The sequence below is a fragment of the Parvibaculum sp. genome (genome assembly GCF_045863935.1).
Lineage (GTDB): Bacteria > Pseudomonadota > Alphaproteobacteria > Parvibaculales > Parvibaculaceae > Parvibaculum.
The window spans coordinates 86,677-102,326 of record NZ_BTVP01000009.1; the positions used below are offsets into that span (position 1 = coordinate 86,677).

17 protein-coding genes are annotated in these 15,650 nt (G+C 62.9%); 10 read left to right on the plus strand and 7 right to left on the minus strand.

Annotated elements, in window-relative coordinates; translation table 11 throughout:
* Positions 1 to 46 precede the first annotated feature (46 nt).
* The 5 genes from ACKUUH_RS05870 to ACKUUH_RS05890 all read left to right on the plus strand — a co-directional run bounded on the left by ACKUUH_RS05870 (position 47) and on the right by ACKUUH_RS05890 (position 4,962).
* The gene (locus ACKUUH_RS05870) at positions 47 to 730 is read left to right on the plus strand and encodes a TetR/AcrR family transcriptional regulator (RefSeq protein WP_407948944.1); all 684 of its coding nucleotides are present in this window, start codon (positions 47 to 49) and stop codon (positions 728 to 730) included.
* Positions 731 to 743: 13 nt separating this feature from the next.
* Positions 744 to 1,664: a VOC family protein gene (locus ACKUUH_RS05875; RefSeq protein WP_407948945.1), complete on the plus strand. Its 921-nt coding sequence runs from the start codon at positions 744 to 746 to the stop codon at positions 1,662 to 1,664.
* 27 nt (positions 1,665 to 1,691) lie between these two features.
* A complete protein-coding gene (locus tag ACKUUH_RS05880) occupies positions 1,692 to 2,567 on the plus strand; it encodes a fumarylacetoacetate hydrolase family protein (RefSeq protein WP_407948946.1) in 876 nt (291 codons plus the stop codon).
* An 18-nt stretch (positions 2,568 to 2,585) separates the two neighbouring features.
* Positions 2,586 to 4,094 (plus strand): bifunctional 3-(3-hydroxy-phenyl)propionate/3-hydroxycinnamic acid hydroxylase, encoded by a 1,509-nt coding sequence (locus ACKUUH_RS05885; RefSeq protein WP_407948947.1) that lies wholly within the window; start codon positions 2,586 to 2,588, stop codon positions 4,092 to 4,094.
* Between the two features lie 76 nt (positions 4,095 to 4,170).
* Complete coding sequence (locus ACKUUH_RS05890) at positions 4,171 to 4,962, plus strand: DUF2189 domain-containing protein (protein WP_407948948.1); 792 nt, start codon at positions 4,171 to 4,173, stop codon at positions 4,960 to 4,962.
* A 56-nt stretch (positions 4,963 to 5,018) separates the two neighbouring features.
* Here the strand turns inward: ACKUUH_RS05890 and ACKUUH_RS05895 are convergent, their stop codons facing one another.
* A complete protein-coding gene (locus ACKUUH_RS05895; protein WP_407948949.1) occupies positions 5,019 to 5,675 on the minus strand; it encodes a cytochrome P450 in 657 nt (218 codons plus the stop codon).
* On the minus strand, positions 5,672 to 6,286 hold the full coding sequence (locus ACKUUH_RS05900) for a hypothetical protein (protein WP_407948950.1): 615 nt from the start codon (positions 6,284 to 6,286) through the stop codon (positions 5,672 to 5,674). The genes ACKUUH_RS05895 and ACKUUH_RS05900 overlap by 4 nt, the downstream gene beginning before the upstream one ends.
* 319 nt (positions 6,287 to 6,605) lie before the next feature.
* Here ACKUUH_RS05900 and ACKUUH_RS05905 point away from each other — a divergent pair, with 319 nt between their 5' ends.
* From ACKUUH_RS05905 to ACKUUH_RS05920, 4 genes are all read left to right on the plus strand, one after another.
* Positions 6,606 to 7,778 (plus strand): acetyl-CoA C-acetyltransferase, encoded by a 1,173-nt coding sequence (locus ACKUUH_RS05905; protein WP_407948951.1) that lies wholly within the window; start codon positions 6,606 to 6,608, stop codon positions 7,776 to 7,778.
* A gap of 104 nt (positions 7,779 to 7,882) precedes the next feature.
* Positions 7,883 to 8,608: a DUF1003 domain-containing protein gene (locus ACKUUH_RS05910; protein WP_407948952.1), complete on the plus strand. Its 726-nt coding sequence runs from the start codon at positions 7,883 to 7,885 to the stop codon at positions 8,606 to 8,608.
* A 123-nt stretch (positions 8,609 to 8,731) separates the two neighbouring features.
* Positions 8,732 to 9,460 carry a MerR family transcriptional regulator gene (locus ACKUUH_RS05915; protein WP_407948953.1) on the plus strand — a complete coding sequence of 243 codons (729 nt, stop codon included), beginning with the start codon at positions 8,732 to 8,734 and terminating at the stop codon, positions 9,458 to 9,460.
* Between the two features lie 142 nt (positions 9,461 to 9,602).
* The gene (locus tag ACKUUH_RS05920) at positions 9,603 to 9,815 is read left to right on the plus strand and encodes a GIY-YIG nuclease family protein (protein ID WP_407948954.1); all 213 of its coding nucleotides are present in this window, start codon (positions 9,603 to 9,605) and stop codon (positions 9,813 to 9,815) included.
* A gap of 163 nt (positions 9,816 to 9,978) precedes the next feature.
* Here the strand turns inward: ACKUUH_RS05920 and ACKUUH_RS05925 are convergent, their stop codons facing one another.
* The 4 genes from ACKUUH_RS05925 to ACKUUH_RS05940 form a co-directional block, all read right to left on the minus strand.
* Complete coding sequence (locus tag ACKUUH_RS05925; RefSeq protein WP_407948955.1) at positions 9,979 to 11,067, minus strand: ABC transporter ATP-binding protein; 1,089 nt, start codon at positions 11,065 to 11,067, stop codon at positions 9,979 to 9,981.
* Between the two features lie 18 nt (positions 11,068 to 11,085).
* Positions 11,086 to 11,940 (minus strand): ABC transporter permease, encoded by an 855-nt coding sequence (locus tag ACKUUH_RS05930; RefSeq protein ID WP_407948956.1) that lies wholly within the window; start codon positions 11,938 to 11,940, stop codon positions 11,086 to 11,088.
* Positions 11,937 to 12,854: an ABC transporter permease gene (locus tag ACKUUH_RS05935; protein WP_407948957.1), complete on the minus strand. Its 918-nt coding sequence runs from the start codon at positions 12,852 to 12,854 to the stop codon at positions 11,937 to 11,939. Before ACKUUH_RS05935 ends, ACKUUH_RS05930 begins: the two co-directional genes overlap by 4 nt.
* Before the next feature lie 183 nt (positions 12,855 to 13,037).
* Positions 13,038 to 14,129 carry a PotD/PotF family extracellular solute-binding protein gene (locus ACKUUH_RS05940; protein WP_407948958.1) on the minus strand — a complete coding sequence of 364 codons (1,092 nt, stop codon included), beginning with the start codon at positions 14,127 to 14,129 and terminating at the stop codon, positions 13,038 to 13,040.
* Positions 14,130 to 14,497: 368 nt separating this feature from the next.
* On the opposite strand from ACKUUH_RS05940, the gene ACKUUH_RS05945 reads away from it, so the two are divergent.
* Positions 14,498 to 15,184: a glutathione S-transferase family protein gene (locus tag ACKUUH_RS05945; protein WP_407948959.1), complete on the plus strand. Its 687-nt coding sequence runs from the start codon at positions 14,498 to 14,500 to the stop codon at positions 15,182 to 15,184.
* 8 nt (positions 15,185 to 15,192) lie between these two features.
* Here ACKUUH_RS05945 and ACKUUH_RS05950 read toward each other — a convergent pair whose 3' ends face one another.
* Entirely contained in the window at positions 15,193 to 15,570 is a 378-nt protein-coding gene (locus ACKUUH_RS05950; RefSeq protein ID WP_407948960.1) for a GIY-YIG nuclease family protein, read from the minus strand.
* Between the last annotated feature and the right edge of the window lie 80 nt (positions 15,571 to 15,650).

Genomic DNA, 15,650 nt, shown 5'->3' on the forward strand with positions numbered 1-15,650 from the left:
ATAGTCATTTAATGACTAAATAGTCAGATAGAGAGAGGGAGGTTCCATGGCGGCCGGACGGGCACTTGCAGTGAAGCCGGAGGAAGCGGCAACGCGCCGCCGCGAGCGGATGCGCGCGGTGCTGGTGGAGGCCGCGCTGAGGCTCTTTGCGAAGCAGGGCGTCGACGCGACGACCATCGACGAAATCGTGAACGTGGCCGGCGTCGCGAAGGGCACCTTCTACAACTACTTCACCGATCGCACGGAGATCGCGCGTGCCGTCGCCGCCAGCGTCCGTCACGGCATGACCGCCGCGGTCGAGGAGATCAATCGCGGCATCGACGATCCGGCGGAGCGCATCGCACGTGGCGTTCGCCTCTTCATGGCCGGCGTCGTTCTCGATCCGGTCAAGACGGCGATGCTCGCCCGCCTCTACGACAGCAGCGCGGCGCTCGACAGTCACGGCAACGAACATCTGCTTGGCGACGTTCGCGACGGCATTGCGAAGGGCCGCTTCCGCGTGCCGGACGAAATGTCGGCACTTCATATCGTCGTCGGCCTCGGCACCATCGCCATGCGGCATCTGCTCGACAATGGCGCGGGCGCGGAAATCCTGCGCGGCGAAGGTTACGCGCGCAACATCGCCGCCGTTCTGCTCGCCGGGCTCGGACTGGAGAGCCACGAGATCGAGGCCGTGCTTGCGCGGCCCTTCGATGCGAGCGGCATGGACCTGTTCACGGCGGGCAATTGAAGCGGAGGAAAGAATGATCAAGGTCACGGACATTGCCTATGTGCGGTTTCGCGCACCCGATCTCGACGAGATGGAGAAATTCCTTCTCGAATTCGGTCTCGTGCGCGCGGAGCGCCGCGAAAAGACCCTCTACATGCGCGGCACCGACCCGCTGCCCTTCGGTCATGTAACGGAGCTTGGCGAGCCGGGCTTTGCGGGCCTCGGTTTCTACGCGGAAAGCGTCGCCGATCTCGAAAAGCTCTCCGCCGCCTACGGGCTTCCCGTCGAGGAAAACGATGCGCCGGGTGGCGGAAAGATCGTCCGCTTCACCGATCCGAACGGTTTTCCCGTCGACATCGTCGCGGGGCAGGCAGCGCCCGAGGCACTCCCCGTGAAGCGGCGTCTCGTTCACAATGACGGTGCGGAGCGGCCCCGGCGCGGCGCGCCGCTGCGGGTCGCGCCCGGTCCCTCGCAGGTGAAGCGTCTCGGCCATTGCGTCATCAATGTGAAGGATTTCCGCGAAACGGAGGCCTGGTACAAGGAACGCTTCGGCCTCGTCACGTCAGACGAAATCGAGATTGCGCCCGGCGCGCCCATCGGCGCCTTCCTGCGCTGCGACCGCGGCAAGACCCATGTCGATCATCACACGCTCTTTCCCGTCGGCACCGGCACGTCCGGCTTCAATCACGCTGCCTTCGAGGTCGCGAATTTCGACGACCTGATGGCCGGCCGCGAAGTCCTCGTCGAGGCTGGCCGCCGGCACGAATGGGGTGTCGGCCGCCACATTCTCGGCAGTCAGATCTTCGACTACTGGCGCGATCCTTGGGGCCACACGGTCGAACACTGGACCGACGGCGATCTCTTCAACGACGAAACGCCGCCCAATCTCACGAGCATCGAGGAACTCATGGGCAATCAGTGGGGGCCGCCCGCGCCGCCGAGCATGGGCGCCTGAGCGGAATTCAAAAAAAGGAAACAGACCATGAAGCTCGCAACCTTCACAGAAGGCGGTTCCACGCGCATCGGCGTCGTCCGCGACGACGGCATCGTCGATCTCTCCGTCGCGGCACCGGATCTGCCGCGCGATATGGTGGCGCTCATTTCGAGCGATGCCGCGATGGCAAAGGCGCGCGCGGCGGCGGAAAAGGGCAAGGCCCTGCCGCTGTCGGGCGTCACGCTCGAAGCGCCCATTCCCTTTCCGGGCAAGGTGCTCGCCATCGGCCTCAACTACCGCGACCATGTGGAAGAATCCGGCCAGCCCATGCCCGAGCATCAGGTCTGGTTCAACAAGCAGCACAACTGCATCACCGGTCCCTATGCCGACATCGCGCTGCCCGCCGTCTCCTCGCTTCTCGACTACGAAGCGGAGATGTGTTTCGTCATTGGCAAGCGCTGCAAGCATGTGCCGGTCGAACGCGCGCATGAAGTGATCGCCGGCTATTTCGTCGGCAACGATGTCAGCGTGCGCGACTGGCAGCTCCGCACCAATACCTGGCAGATCGGCAAGAGCTTCGATACGCATGGACCCACGGGTCCGTGGATCGTGACGCCCGACGAGGTGGGCGATCCCCATGCGCTCGATATCAAGTGCTGGGTGAACGGCGAACTCCGCCAGAACTCCAACACGAAGCATCTCATCTTCAACTGCTTCGACCAGATCGCGCATCTCAGCCAGGCCTTCACGCTCGATCCGGGCGACGTGATCTTCACGGGCACGTCGGGCGGCGTCGGCGCTGCGATGAAGCCGATGCAGTTCCTGAAGGAAGGCGATGTCGTGCGCGTCGAGGTCGAAAAACTCGGGCACATCGAAAACCGCGTCGTGCCCGAAAAGGCCGAGACGGTGATCGAAGCGGCATAAAAAAAACAGGGGGAGACCATGAAGCGCGAGGAAACGGAAGTTCTGATCGTCGGGCTTGGGCCCGTGGGTGCGGCGCTCGGCGTCTATCTCGGACGCATGGGCGTGAGCGCCATCGCCATCGAACGCGACAAGGACGTCTATCCCTTGCCGCGTGCCGCGCATCTCGATCACGAGACGATGCGTCTTCTCCACCTCGCGGGCGGGGCGGAAGCCGTTGCACGGGCGAGCCAGCCGCTCTCCTCCTACGAGTTCCGCAATGCGGCGGGCGAGCTCCTCATGGGCTTCAAGCCGACAGGCGATCTTGCGCCGACGGGCTGGCCCTGGTCCTCCATGTTTCACCAGCCGACGCTCGAGCATGCGTTGCGGGCGCGCCTCGCGGAAATGCCCACGGTCTCCACGCGCCTCTGCCACGCGCTCAAGACCTATGAAACGGCGGGCGAGGGCATCCTTGCCGAGATCGAAGGGCCCGAAGGCGCTTATGAGGTCGCGGCGCGTTTCATTGTCGGCTGCGACGGCGGCAACAGCACGGTGCGCCGCAAGGCAGGCATCGAGTTCGACGATATGGGTTTCGACGAACCCTGGCTCGTCATCGACACGGTATTGAAGAATGGCGTGACGCGCCTGTCGACCGTCGGTCTTCAGCATTGCGATCCCGCGCGTCCGGTCACCTCGATGCCGATGGCGCCCGGCCGTCACCGTTTCGAGATCATGCTGCTGCCCGGCGAAAAGCCGGAAGACGTCGTCTCGGACGAGGCGATCGCCGCCATGATCGCCCCTTATGCCGACGCCTCCGCGCTCGAGGTCGAGCGCCGCGCCGTCTACCGCTTCCACGCGCTCATCGCGAAGACATGGCGCATGGGCCCCGTCATTCTCGCGGGCGATGCCGCGCATCAGATGCCGCCCTTCCTGGGGCAGGGCCTCTGCTCGGGCACGCGGGATGCGGCGAACCTTGCCTTCAAGATCGAGGCCGTGCTGCGCGGGCGCGCCGGTGAGGCGCTCCTCGACAGCTATCAGGTGGAGCGCGAGCCGCATGTGCGCATGATCACGGAAATGGCCGTTTCGATGGGCCGGGTCGTCTGCACGCAGGATGCCGAAGCCGCGCGCCAGCGCGACGCGCAGATGCTGGCCGCGCCCGAAGACAAGCGCATCAGCCCCTTGCTCTCGGTCGACGGCATCAAGTCCGGCATCCTCGAAAGCGGCGGCGCCATCGCGCCAGATCCGGGCTTCGGCACAGCTCATGAAAAGAGCCGCCTCGACGATGCGGCGGGCTATGCGGCCCTGCTGATCGTCCGCGAGGAAAGCGAAGCGTCGCGCGCCTTCGCGGGCTCCGGCGGCTTCGTGGCCCGGCTCGGTGCGCTGCCCGACGCGTCAGGTCGTCTCGCGGCGCTCATCGGCGACCGTCAGGCCGTCCTCGTCCGTCCCGACCGCTATGTCTTCGGCACGGGCGAAGCGTCCACCCTCGTGGCTGCGTGGAATGCCTATCTCGCCAGCGGCGTCGCGCGCGCGGAGACGATCGCCGCCGCCTGAAATCTGCTAGGCGCGGGGCCCGGCTTCTGTTCATACTTCTCCCGTGGGTTTCGACGCACAGGGGAGGAGAGAGAAGATGACGGATATGTCTTCCGGCGCTCCCGCGCCGGGCGTTGCGGGGCAACCTGTACACACGATGGAGATACGCGATCTCGTTGCCGCTCTGCGCGCCGGTCTTCGCGATTTCTTCCGTGCGCCGCTTTTCGGCCTCGCCATCGGCGGCGCCTTCGCGGCGATCGGCGCGGTCATTGTCCTGTCGCTGACCACTTGGGACATGCCCTGGCTCATCTATCCCTTCGCCATCGGCTTTCCGCTGGTCGGGCCGTTTGCCGCCGTCGGTCTCTACGAGGTGAGCCGATGTCTCGCCGCGGGCGAACGTCCCTCCTGGCGCGGCGTCTTCGCCGTCATCTGGGCGCAGCGGCGGCGCGAGGTTTCCTGGATGGCCTTCGTGATGCTCTTCGTCTTCTGGGTCTGGATGTATCAGGTCCGCCTGCTGATCGCGCTCTGTCTCGGCCTCATCTCCTTTGCCTCCTTCGAGCAATTCGTGACGGTGGTCTTCACCACGCCGCAGGGGCTCCTCTTCCTTGCGCTCGGCCATGCCGTCGGCGCGGTGCTGGCGATGGTTCTCTTCTCGATCACCGTCTTCTCGATCCCGCTTCTGCTTGAACGCGACATCGATATCGTCACCGCCATGATCGCGTCCGTGAAGGCCGTGCTGCAGAGCCCCTTCGTGATGCTCGGCTGGGGCGTCTTCGTGACGCTTTGCGTGCTCGCCGCGTCGGTTCCGCTCTTTCTGGGGCTTGTCGTCGTCCTACCGGTGTTCGGGCACGCAACCTGGCATCTCTACCGCCGCGCCATGCCGCAATAGGCGCATGAAAAAGGCGGCCCGCACGAGCCGCCTTTTCCTTGTCGGTGGCGTCGCCCTCACGCCGCCTTGCGCTTCATCGAGTAGCGCACGGGCAAACGCTTCAACCCGCTCACGAAGCTCGCCTCCACGAAGGCCGGCTCGCCCGCGAGTTCGATATGGTCGAGCCGCGCCAGCAGTTCCTTGTAGAGCGCACGGATTTCCATTTTCGCCAGATGCTGGCCGAGGCAGAGATGCGCGCCATAGCCGAAAGCGAGGTGCTTGTTCGGCGAACGCTCGATCCGGAAAGCGAAAGGATCGTCGAAGGCGTCCTCGTCGCGGTTCGCCGACCAGTAGCACATGAGCAGATTGTCGCCCGCCTTGATCTTCTGGCCGCGCAATTCGTAGTCGACGGCCGCCGTGCGGAAGAAGTGCTTCACCGGCGTCGTCCAGCGGATCATCTCGTCGATGGCGCCGCCCAGATATTTTTCCGGATCGGATTTCAGCTTCGCGAACTCTTCCGGGTTCTGCATCAGCGCGAGAAGGCCGCCCGCTGCCGTCGAGCTCGTCGTGTCGTGGCCCGCCGTCGCCACGATGATGTAGTAGGACATGGCTTCGAGATGCCCGATGGGCTCGCCGTCGATGGTCGCATTGGCGATCACGCTCGCCACGTCGTCGCGCGGGTTCTTGCGGCGGTCTTTCGTCATTGCGTTGAGGTAGTTGAAGAACTCGGTCACCGTTTTGACGGTTCGGTCGCATCGGGGCGCTTCATGTCGGGGTCGGTCGAGCCGAACAGTTCCTGCGTCAGCTTCAGCATGATCGGTTCGTCTTCCTCCGGCACGCCCAGCACCGTCATGATGACACGCAGCGGATACCAGACCGCCACGTCCGAGACGAAGTCGCATTCGCCGCCCTTCGCTTCCAGCCGGTCGATATATTTCTCGGCCAGCGCATCGACGCGGACCGAAATCGCCTTGAGGTTCGGCGGCATGAACCAGGCCTGCGTCAGGCCCCGGTAGTCGCGGTGGTCCGGATCGTCCATGTCGACCAGTGAGCGGATGAGCTTCGCCTCGCCGCCGGTGAACTTCTTCACCTCTTCCTCCAGTTCGATCGACTGCAGCGTGAGGCGCGGATCGTTCAGGAACTTGCCGGTCTGGCGCTCCACTTCCATGATGTCGGCATGCTTCGACACGGTCCAGAAGGGACGGAAGCCGTCGGGCTCCGTCCAGCGCACGGGCTCTTCCGCGCGCAGTTTCGTGAAGAGCTCGTGAAACGCGTCGACATGCGCATAGGTCTTCGGGTTCACGATCGCATTGTCGATTTTCTTGTCGCTCGTTTTGTCGCTCATGGGGGTCCTCCGGGGTGTTTCGCCTGTTCCTTTTCACCGGGTAGCGGTGCAAATTCGGACAGCCGGTCCATGGGACCGCACCGACGCTGCGTAAACCGGCAAGTTGTTGTGTTACAAGGCTTTCTTTCAACTCTGGGCACAGATTTGCGAACTTGCAAGGGGCAGTTTCCGGCTGGACAAGGTGCGCCCCGTGTAGAAGATGTGCGGCAAATATGCGGACAAGATGGTTGCCGAAACCGACCGTGTATATACATATCAGGAAGCGTCATCGCGTGAGCCCGCGTTCCGGGCCGGGCGAGCAAACCAGGGAGAGAAGATCATGGCGGAAGCCTATATCGTCGCCGCGGCCCGCACCGCGGGCGGCCGCAAGGGCGGCAAACTGAAGGACTGGCACCCGGCCGATCTCGGCGGCAAGGTGATCGACGAACTCATGAAGCGCACCGGCGCCGATCCCGAGCTCATCGAAGACGTCATCGTCGGCTGCGTCGACCAGGCGGGCGAGCAGGGCATGAACATCGCGCGTAACGCGGTGCTGGCCTCCGGCCTTCCCGAAAGCGTGCCGGCCACTTCCGTCGACCGTCAGTGCGGCTCCTCGCAGCAGGCGCTCCACTTCGCCGCGCAGGCCGTCATGTCGGGCGCGATGGATGTCGTGGTCGCGGCGGGCATCGAGAGCATGACGCGCGTGCCGATGGGCATGCCGATCTCGCTGCCCTTCAAGAACGGTTTCGGCATCTACAAGAGCCCGAACATCGAAGAGCGTTACCCGAACATCCAGTTCAGCCAGTTCGCCGGCGCCGAAATGATGGCCAGGAAATACGGCCTCACGAAGGACCAGCTCGACGAGTTCGCCTATAACAGCCACCGCAAGGCGATTGCCGCCACGCAGGCCGGCCTCTTCGACAACGAGATCGTGCCGCTCGACATCGCGCTCGAAGACGGCTCGAGGGAGACCCACAAGGTCGACGAAGGTATCCGTTTCGATGCGAGCCTCGAGGCGATCAAGGGCGTGAAGCTCCTCGTCGAGGGCGGCGCGGTCACGGCCGCCTCCTCCTCGCAGATCTGCGACGGTGCGTCCGGCGTCATGATCGTCAACGAGAAGGGCCTGAAGGCGCTCGGCGTCGAGCCCATCGCACGCGTCCATCACATGACGGTGGTTGGCGGCGATCCGGTCATCATGCTCGAGGCGCCGCTTCCCGGCACCCAGAAGGCGCTCAAGAAGGCCGGCATGAAGATCGAGGATATCGACCTCTATGAAGTGAACGAGGCCTTCGCCTCGGTGCCGCTCGCCTGGCTGCAGGCGGTGGGTGCCGACCCGGAGAAGCTCAACGTGCATGGCGGCGCGATCGCGCTCGGCCATCCGCTCGGTGCGTCCGGCACCAAGCTCATGACGACGCTCATTCACGCGCTCAAGAGCAAGGGCAAGCGTTACGGTCTCCAGACCATGTGCGAAGGCGGCGGTCTCGCCAACGTCACGATCATCGAGCGTCTCTAAGGCTCTCGAACTCCTCGAACCGGAAGGGCGGTGCAGTGATGCGCCGCCCTTTTTTCATGCGCTTCGTCTATAGTTTGCAGGGAACGAGGGAGGAGGGGCCAGCCATGTCGACCGGGCAGAGCAACAGCCGTAACGAGCGCCATTTCTGCGTCCTGTGCGGACCGGGCAAGCGGCATGGCAGCCTCGTCCCGATCTCCTCCATCCGCGAGCCGATCCTCGAGCTCATTCGCGCGGAACATCCGGATCTTTCGCCGGATGCCCGCATTTGCCGCGATCACCTGAACCGCTTCCGCGATCTCTATGTCCGCCGCGCCATCGAGGCGGATAAGGGCCAGCTCGACGAGCTTGAAAGCGAGGTGCTGCGCAGCCTCAAGGAAAACGACATCGTCGCGGAGAACGCGGAAGAGATTTTCGAGGGCACGTTGACGCTCGGCGAGCGGCTGTCGGACGTCATTGCGAGCTTCGGCGGCAGCTGGCGCTTCATCATCTTTTTCGGCGCGGTTCTCTTCGGCTGGATCGCGCTCAATGTCGTGGGGCTCTTCGCCCGGCCCTTCGACCCCTATCCCTTCATCCTGCTCAACCTGGTGCTCTCCTGTCTTGCCGCCCTCCAGGCTCCCATCATCATGATGAGCCAGAACCGGCAGGAAGCGCGCGACCGGATCAGGGCCAAGAACGACTACAAGATCAATCTCAAAGCCGAACTCGAAATCCGCCATCTGCACGAGAAACTCGATCATCTGCTGATCCATCAATGGCAGAGGCTCATGGAAATCCAGCAGATCCAGGTCGAGCTCATGAACGAGATCGCGCATCGCGAAGGCCACCGCTGATCCCTCCGGCCGCAGTGGATTCGTACTACGCATTTTTGCCATGCATCTGTTAAACTGGCTCAAAATGTTCCCGGGGGGAGGCCCGCCCTGAGGGCGGGGCCAAAGAATGAAGAAACCAGACGCATGAAGATGAAGGAACTGGAGGCCGCGACCGGTATCGGGCGCGAGACCATCCGCTATTACATCCGCGAGGGGCTCCTGCCGGAGCCCGTCCGGCCGAAGCGCAATGTCGCAGCCTATGGGCGCGAGCATGTGAAGCGGCTCAACCTCATCCGCAAGCTCCAGCAGGAGCGCCACCTGCCGCTCTCCGTCATCCGCACCATCGTCACCTCCGAGACGGGGGAGCCCGAGGGCGGCTTCGAGGCGCTGATCGGGCTTGAGGTGGCGATGGGCCCGCTGCTTGCCGACGGGCGCAACCTCGCGCCGAGAAAGCTTACCGATGTTGCGAAGGACACCGGCCTCGGGATCGACGAGATCCGCACCTTCGCCGAAATCGGCCTCATCCATATCGACAAGCGCGACGGCGGCGAATGGCTCAACCAGCGCAATGTCCGCATCATGGAGATCATCGCGCAGACCCGCGCTGACGGTTTCACGCCCGATATCGGCTACACGACCGAGAGCTACGAGTTCTATCCGCAGATGATCGAATTGCTGGCGCGGCGCGCCGTCGTCGGCTTCTACTCGCGCCTCGGCGACAAGCTCGACCAGCCCGCCGCCGCGAAGCTCGCGGTGAACGGCATCCGCACCTTAAGCGAAATGGTGCCGCTCATCCTGATCGACCGCATCGTGCGCATGGTGGAGAGGGTGTCGGAAAGCGGCGTGCTGCCGGCGGAAGAGGATGAGGTTTAGAGGGGGCGGTTTTCAATTGCCGTACCTGCCGCCTTCCATTCAATAACAACCGTCATGGCCCGCTTTATGCGGGCCATCCACATCTTCCTTTCTTGTTGCTTTCTTCTGGCATAGCGCCGCCCTCTCTTGGCAAACTGCCAGCATGAAAGGCGGCTGGGTCTACATCGTCACAAACAAGCGAGACGGGACGCTCTATATCGGCGTGACATCCGACATACGCCGCAGAGCCTCGGAACACAGGAATGGAACCTATCCGGGATTCAGCAAGCGGTACGGCCTGAAGCGCCTTGTCTATATGGAACGCCACGAAGAAATCGAAGGCGCCATTGCGCGTGAAACCCGGATGAAGAAATGACCGCGCGCATGGAAGGTGCGACTGATCCATGAGGCGAACCCCGGCTGGGACGACCTGTTTGAGGAGTTGAATCAGTAAAGACGTGGATGGCCCGGACAAGCCGGGCCATGACGGCCTTTTTTACTCCTGGAGAATCAGGACACAACCCGAACCTTCTCTCCCCTCAGTCCCCCAGCACCAGCGTGTCGGCCTTGCGCCAGTAAACCCAGTCCTCCTCGCCTGCCTTGAAGGTGAACTCCTCGATGTCGCTCGACAGGTTGGAGATGTCGGCCTGCAGCGGCTGGGCAAGGCCGATGTCGAAGAAGACGTTCGAGTAGCTGCCGAAATAGGCGACTTCGCCGACCTTGCCCTTCACCTTGATGATGTCCGGCTCCATCGGCTCCTTCTCGGAGACGAAAATCTTTTCCGGCCGCACGGCGAGCGCCACCTTGCCGGTCGCGCTTCCCTTCAGCGTCACCTCGCCGAGGATGGGCGCCGTCACCTTCACCTCGCCGTCGCCCGCCGCCACCGCGTCGCCGTCGATCATGTTGATCTTGCCGATGAAGTCCGCGACGAAGCGGTTCGCGGGTGCTTCGTATAGCGGCGCGGGTGCTGCCACCTGCTGCACGGTGCCGGCGTTCATCACAGCGATGCGGTTCGCCATCGACAGGGCTTCCGACTGGTCATGCGTCACGATCACGAAGGTGATGCCGACCGTCTTCTGGAGGCGCACCAGTTCGAGCTGCATCGCCTCGCGCAGCTTCGCGTCGAGCGCCGACAGGGGCTCGTCGAGGAGCAGCACGGAGGGGCGCTTCACGAGTGCGCGGGCGAGCGCGACGCGCTGGCGCTGGCCGCCCGACATTTCGTCCGGCATGCGCTTGCCGAGGTGGCCGAGTTTCACGAGGTCGAGGGCTTCGGCCACGCGCTCCCGGATTTCCTTCGCCGGGCGGCGGTCCATCTTGAGCCCGTAGGCGACGTTCTGCTCGACCGACATGTGCGGGAAGACGGCATAGGACTGGAACACCATGTTGATCGGCCGCTTGTTCGGCGCGACGGTCGACATGTCATGTCCGTCGATGATGACCTTGCCTTCGGTCGGCACCTCGAAGCCCGCCAGCATCCGCAGCAGCGTGGTCTTGCCGCAACCCGAAGGGCCGAGCAGCGCGAAGAACTCGCCGCGCTTCACCTCCAGGTTCACCCGGTCGACCGCCTTCACGTTGCCGCCGAAAATCTTGCTGACGTTTTCTATCCGGATAATGGGTTCGTCGGTCATTGCGAAACTCGCTCAGGGTCAGTGCGCGGCGGAGCCGAGCATGTTGTTCCGGTTCTGCATCCGCAGCGCGAAGGCCGTGACGACGAGCGTCAGCAGGATCAGCACGGTGGAGGCGGCGTTCACTTCCGGCGTCACCGAGAAACGAACCATGGAATAGATCTTCACCGGGAAGGTCACCGTGTCGGGACCGCTCGTGAAGAAGGTGATGACGAAGTCGTCGAGCGAAAGCGTGAAGGCGAGCAGCGCGCCCGCGATCAGCCCCGGCCTCATGTGCGGCACCACCACGTCGTTGAAGACGCGGTATTCGCTGGCGCCCAGGTCGCGCGCGCATTCGGCGAGTTCCGGGTTGAAGCTTTCGAGCCGGGCGCGGATCACGATGGCCGCGAAGGGAAACGAGAAGGCGATATGCGCGATGGTGATGGCCGACAGGTTGAACGGCCACATCATGCCGGACGGCCAGCCGATGCGGGCGAAGAACACCATCATCGCGACACCCATGCAGATTTCGGGGATCACGATGGGCAGGGCCATGCCGCCCTCGTAGATCGCCTTGCCCGGAAAGCGGTAGCGCCAGAGCACATAGGCCGTCAGCGCGCCGAGCACGGTCGAGAAGAGCGTCGTGAAAAGCGCAATGGTCAGCGAATTGCCGAAGGCGAGCATCAGCGCGTCGTTGTTGAAGAGCTTCACGTAATAGTCGGTCGTGAAGCCGCGCCAGACGACGTTGCGGCGGCTGTCGTTGAAGCTGAAGACGATGAGGCCGAGGATCGGCGCATAAAGGAAGAAGAGCGTCACGCCGACCGTGAGGCGCAGCGACAGGCGGCGCGAATAGTCGAGCGGGCCCATCGGGTCGGGGTTGCGCTTGAAAAGACTCATCTTACGTCTCCTCTTCCCTCTTTCCTCATCAGCACGGCGCGGATCGCCAGCGCGAAGAAGGTCGCATACATGAGAAGGAAGCTCAGCGCCGCGCCGAAGGGCCAGTTGTTCGCCTGCTTGAACTGGCTCGCGATCACGTTGGCGATCATCTGGCTGTCCGTGCCGCCGAGAAGGTCGGGCGTGAGGTAGGAGCCCATGGCCGGAATGAAGGTGATGACGATGCCGCTCGCAATGCCCGGCAGCGCCAGCGGCACGACGATGGAAAAGAAGGTGCGGATATGGCCCGCACCGAGGTCGAGGCTCGCTTCGAGGTAGGAGCGGTCGAGCCGGTCGAGCGCGGCATAGAGCGGCAGCACCATGAAGGGAAGGCTCACATAGACGAGGCCGAAGACGACCGCCGTGTTGTTGTAGAGCAGCGCCAGCGGCTCGAAGGGGCCGACGATGCGGTTGTCGCCCAGCCCGACGAAGGAAAGCAGCCAGTCCGCGTTCACCACGATCCATTCGAGGCCGTTATTGATGAAACCGTTGGTTCTGAGCACCGCGATCAGCGCATAGGTGCGGATCAGCAGGTTTGTCCAGAAGGGCAGGATGACGAGGAGCAGCAGCCACATGCGCATCGTCGGCTTGGAGAAGACGATGGCGATGGCGACCGGAAAGGCGACCACGAGGCAGATCGCGGTCGTCGCCGCCGCCATGAGGATCGATTTCCAGAAGATGCCGAGATAGAGCGGCTCCAGCGCGCGGGCATATTGCTGCAGGTTCCAGTTGAGCGTGATGTCGGTCACGCCCGTCTTGGTCGAGAAGCTGTAGAGCCAGATCAGCGAGAGCGGAATGATGAAGAAGGCGACGAGCCAGAACGTCGGCGGCGTAAAGGCCGCAAAGAACGCCTTTGCCGATCTCTTCCAGTTTTCCATGTGCAGGCCCCCCGAAGGGCAGGAAAGAGAAACACAACTCGGACGGCGGGCGGAGGTTCCCCCTCTCCGGACCCGCCGGTCCCTTTCAATCTCCGTCTCCAGCGTGGCGGAGATTGAAAGAGGCCGGCAGCAGGATAGCAGAATTGAAAAGGGCGGGCAGTTTCCTGCCCGCCCGGGTTCCGCCTAAGCGGCGTTGATCTTCGTGCAGAGCTCCTCGCGCATCTGCACCACGTCCTCGCCCAGATAGGCCGCCGTCTCGGAAACGGCCACGACATCCTCCGGCGGGAAGGTGACCTTGCTGGTCCGGTATTCTTCCGGCATCAGGTCGAAGCCCGCCTTGTTCGGCGTCGCGAACTGGATGTAGTCGGTGATGAGCTGGTTCGGTTCCGGCTCGTAGATGTAGTTGATGAAGGCATGGGCGTTTTCCGGGTGCGGCGCGCCCTTCGGGATCGCCAGCGTGTCTTCCCAGATGATGCCGCCTTCCTTCGGCACGATATAGTCGATATCGTCGTCCTCGGTCATGAGCTGCGCGATGTCGCCGCTATATTCCATGGTGACGTCGACTTCGCCCGAGGCCAGCAGGTCCTGGCCGTTGTCTTCGGCGAAGGACTTGATGTTCTTCTTCTGCTTGATGATGAGTTCGGCCGCCGCCTCGTTCTCGGCCTTGTCGGTCGAGTTGACGGAGTAGCCGAGATATTTCAGCGCGCAGGAGATCATGGTGCCGCAATCGGAGAGCAGCGCGATCTTGCCGGCATATTCGTCGCTGTCGTAGAGCACCTTCCAGCTATCGGGCACGGAGGAAACCTTCGACTTGCGGTAGCCGATGCCGATGGTGCCCCACATATAGGGAACCGAATATTTGCGGCCCGGATCGAACGGCTCGTCCAGGAAGCGCGGGAACAGGTTCGCCATGTTCGGAATCTTCGAGTGGTCGAGTTCCTGCAGCATGTTGCCGGCGACCATGCGCGGGATCCAGTCGTTCGACGGGACGATCACGTCATAGCCGGGATTGCCGCCACGGAGCTTGGCGAAGAGTTCCGAGTTGTCGGCGAAGAGGTCCATCTTCACCTCGATGCCCGTCGCCGCCTGGAAGTCGGCCAGCGTCGTCTCGCCGATATAGGTATCCCAGTTGTAGAAGTTCAGCTTCTTTTCCTCGGCGGCCGAAGCGAACTTGGGCATCGCGGTGATGCTGAGGCCTACTGCGGCTGCGCCCGTCATGAACTGCCGTCGCGAGATCGCGCTCAACAGTCCGGCCATGCCTCTTTTGCGGTTCATGGATGTCATCCCTCCATCTTGTGGTGTCTGTGCCCCGCCCCTGCCTTGAGGTCGAGCGGCCGAGAGATCGTCAGTGTTCAATGGATTTTGCATGGGCGCAAGCGAGGTGCGCGCTCTCATCGCCCATGTGTGCAAAATTTTAAACGGCGGGTCCGGCAGGCCACAAGGCAGGAATGCTGTCCCGTTCCGTCCCCGGCCTCCTCCCGAAAATTTGATGTGCAGTGCAAAAGATTTCGGCAGTCCGTCCTTGTCCCCGGGCCCCCTCCACCCAAAATGCGTCTGGTCCGGGCACCGGTAAAGTGGCACGGTGAACGCCAATAAAATCACGCCCTTATTCAAGGCCCGCATCAAGGGAAGGCAGAACGTCCATGATCGATCTCTACACCGCCTCCACGCCCAATGGCTGGAAAGCCTCGATAACGCTTGAAGAACTTGGGCTCCCTTACGAGGTCCATGCGATCGAGCTGCAGAAGAACCAGCAGAAGGAACCGGCCTTCCTGAAGATCAATCCGAACGGGCGCATTCCCGCGATCGTCGATCGCGACGAGGGTGATTTCGCGGTTTTCGAGTCCGGCGCCATCATGATCTATCTTGCCGAGAAAACGGGCAGACTGATGCCCCTGGATGCAAAGGGGCGCTCTCGCGTCATCCAGTGGCTCATGTTCCAGATGGGCGGCGTCGGCCCGATGATGGGTCAGGCCAATGTTTTCTTCCGCTACTTTCCTGAAAAAATTCAGCCCGCCATCGACCGCTACCAGAACGAATCGAAGCGTCTCTTCACCGTTCTCGACGGTCATCTGAAGGACAATGAGTATCTCGCCGGCGATTATTCCATCGCCGATATCGCCAACTGGTCCTGGGTGCGCACGCATAAATGGTCGGGCGTCGAGATCGACGACCTGCCCAACCTGCAGCGCTGGCTCGACCTGATCGCTCAGCGCCCCGCCGCGCAGAAGGGCATCACTATCCCCGTCGACCTCGCCGCCCTTCAGCAGGGCAACGGCGAAGGCGCGAAGAAATTCGCCGAGGAAGCCCAGAAGATGGTGCAACGGTAGGCGTCCTGTCAAAATCGAATGTCATTGCCGGGCCGGACGTCAGTCCGTGACCCGGCAATCCAGTAACCGCGCAAGCGGCGTCTCTCTTCACAAGACTCTCGGAGCAAGCTCTCGAAGAGATCCTTCCATGCCGGGTTCGTTTCTTCTATCGGTGCGATCTTCCATGCGCGGGACCAGTGCTTGATGTTCTTCTCGCGCTGGATCGCGTTTCGCGCTTCCGAATGCACCTCGTACCAGACAAGGCGCTTCACGCCGTATCGGCTGGTGAAGCCCTTTGATATCTCTTCCCTGTGCTCGGAGATGCGGCGCAGAATGTCGCTGGTGACGCCTGTATAGATCGTCCCGTTCCTCCCGCTCGCAAGCATATAGACATAGAAATCCTTCATCCGCGGAGTGTGGAGCCCTGGATTGCCGGGTCAAGCCCACTGCTGTCCGGTTTAAATTTTCCCGGGCTGGTTCAAGGCTA